This window comes from Mesorhizobium sp. M4A.F.Ca.ET.050.02.1.1 (genome assembly GCF_003997725.1).
Classification (GTDB): Bacteria; Pseudomonadota; Alphaproteobacteria; order Rhizobiales; family Rhizobiaceae; genus Mesorhizobium.
Genome location: NZ_RZSG01000797.1, coordinates 1 through 2,685 on the forward strand (window position 1 = coordinate 1; position 2,685 = coordinate 2,685).

1 protein-coding gene and 1 pseudogene are annotated in these 2,685 nt (G+C 64.4%); both read right to left on the minus strand.

The features are described from left to right. A pseudogene (locus EOA33_RS31280) lies at window positions 1-538 on the minus strand (ABC transporter ATP-binding protein); the annotation flags it as partial. Continuing rightward, window positions 535-2,415 carry an ABC transporter ATP-binding protein gene (locus EOA33_RS31285; protein WP_127407386.1) on the minus strand — a complete coding sequence of 627 codons (1,881 nt, stop codon included), beginning with the start codon at window positions 2,413-2,415 and terminating at the stop codon, window positions 535-537. The gene EOA33_RS31285 and the pseudogene EOA33_RS31280, both read right to left, overlap by 4 nt. Window positions 2,416-2,685 lie beyond the last annotated feature (270 nt).

Here is a 2,685-nt window from a genome sequence, read left to right on the forward strand (position 1 = left end):
TCACCGTATAGACGATCATGAACCAGATGACCTCGATGAAGCTCTCCATCAGGTCGCCGGTCGCCTGGCCAGCCTGCCAGACCTTAGTGGCGATGCGGCCGGCGAAGTCGTTCTGGAAGAAGGCGTAGGACTGACGCGAGACATGGCGATGCGCCTGCCAGCGCACCAGATTGTAGAAGCCGGGCGTGATCGTCTGCTCGTCGACCAGTGCCGACAGGCCGACCACGGCCGTGCGTATGACAAGCACCACGGCGCCCATGAACAGGAGTTCAGGGCCGGCGGCGGTCCACAGCGCATGCCAGCTGCGCTCGCCGGGAAGCTGATCGAGGATGTCGACCAGCCGTCCGACGAAATAGAACAGCCCGGCCTCGACCAGTGGCGCGATGCCGCCAATGACCAGCATGGCGAAGAAGGCGAGCTTCGCCTGCCCGACATAGTGCCAGAGGAAGCCGCCGACACCCGCGGGTGGCCGAAGAGACGCAGGCTCGCGGAATGGATAGACCCAGTGCTCGAACCAGCGATAGACGGCTTGCATCATTCCGCGGCTTCACCCTTGGCAATAACGTCGTTGTCGGCCTCGGCCGGAGCCTCATCAAGCAGGAAACCGCCCGACTGGCGTTGCCAGAGCTGCGCGTAGAGCCCGCCCTTGGCGACGAGATCCTCGTGCGAACCCTCCTCGATGACGCGACCCTTGTCCATGACGACGAGCCTGTCCATCGCAGCGATAGTCGACAGCCGGTGCGCGATGGCGATGACGGTCTTGCCCTGCATCAGCCGGTAGAGGTTTTCCTGGATCGCGGCTTCGGCCTCGGAATCGAGCGCCGACGTCGCCTCGTCGAGGATGAGGATCGGCGCGTCCTTCAGCATGACGCGGGCAATGGCGATGCGCTGCCGCTGGCCGCCGGACAATTTGACGCCGCGGTCGCCGACATGGGCGTCGAAACCCGTGCGTCCGCTGGCGTCGATCAGCCCGCCGATGAAGTCGATCGCCTCGGCCCGCTCCGCCGCCTCGACCAGCATCTCATTGGTGGCATCCGGCCGGCCGTAGAGGATGTTCTCGCGCACCGAACGGTGCAGCAGCGAGGTGTCCTGCGTCACCATGCCGATCTGCGCGCGCAGCGAATCCTGTCTCACCGCAGCGATCTCCTGGCCGTCGATGAGGATCCTGCCGCTTTCCAAGTCGTAGAAGCGCAGGAGCAAGTTGACCAGCGTCGACTTGCCGGCGCCCGAGCGGCCGACGATGCCGACCTTCTCGCCCGGCCTCACGGTCAGCGACAGATTCTCGATGACGCCCTTTTGCTTGCCATAGTGGAAACGGATGTCCTCGAAGCGGATCTCGCCTTGGCTGACGGCGATGTCCTTGGCGTCCGGCCTGTCATCGACCAGGCGCGGCAGCGAGATCGACGCGATGCCGTCCTGCACCGTACCGATATTCTCGAACAGGCCCGACATCTCCCACATGATCCATTGCGACATGCCCCACATGCGCAGCACCAGGCCGATCACCACGGCGACCGCACCGATCGTCACCGCCTGGCCGAGCCACAGCCACAGCGACAGCGTGGTGACCGAGAACAGGAGCAGCGCGTTGAGGATGTAGAGCAGGCCGTAGAGCACCGTCACCAGCCGCATCGACCGGTAGACCGTCTCGAGAAAGCCCGTCATGCCCTCCTTGGCGAAGGACGCTTCGCGGCGCGCATGGGAAAACAGCTTCACCGTCTGGATGTTGGTGTAGCTGTCGACGACGCGGCCGGTCATGGTCGAGCGCGCATTGGCCTGCTCCTCGCCGACCTTGCCGAGCCGCGGGATGAAATAGCGTAGCAGCCCGATATAGCCGACCAGCCAGATAGCGAGCGGCGTCGCCAGCCGCCAGTCGGCCGAACCGACGATGAACAGCATGCCAAGGAAGTAGACGATGACGTAGTTGAGCACGTCGATGAGCTTGATGACGCACTCGCGCACGGCGAGCGCCGTCTGCATCAGCTTGGTGGCGATGCGGCCGGCGAACTCGTCCTGATAGAAGGTCATCGACTGCTTCAGCAGGTAGCGGTGCACCTGCCAGCGGATGCGCATGGGATAGTTGCCCATCAGCGTCTGCTGGTTAAGAAGCGAGTGGAACCACACGGTGCCCGGCAGCGCGAACAGCACGACGAAGGCCATGCCTGCGAGCTTCCAGCTCTCGGTCTGCAGGAAGGTCTCGCGATTTTGCCCCGAGAGCCAGTCGACGATGCGGCCCATAAAGCCGAACATCCACACTTCGGCGACGGCAATCGCCGTCACCAGGAGCGCGTCGAGGATGATGTAGGGCCAGGCGCCGCGCGTGTAGTGCACGCAGAAGGCGACCAGCGTCTTGGGCGGTTCGACCGGCTCCGCGGCCGGGAACGGATCGAGCTTGTTTTCAAACCAGCGGAACATTGCAGGCACTCGACTGTCTATGCGCTCACGCGGCGCGGGATTGATGGACAAGCTTGCTCGACCGTGCAGCGCCGCGGGCCGGCGATGCAGAATCATCTGCATCGCCGGCCCTGCTTCGCGCTATATAGGGTGTCGCGGGCTTTTCGCCGACAGGCTCAGCCGACGATCCTGACGCCCCAGAGTTTGCGGACGAAAAACTGGCACCTGCCCGGCTTTTCGCGCCGGGCCGGATCAGCCTGATGAGGCGGCGCACCAGCGAAGGCCGGCTGT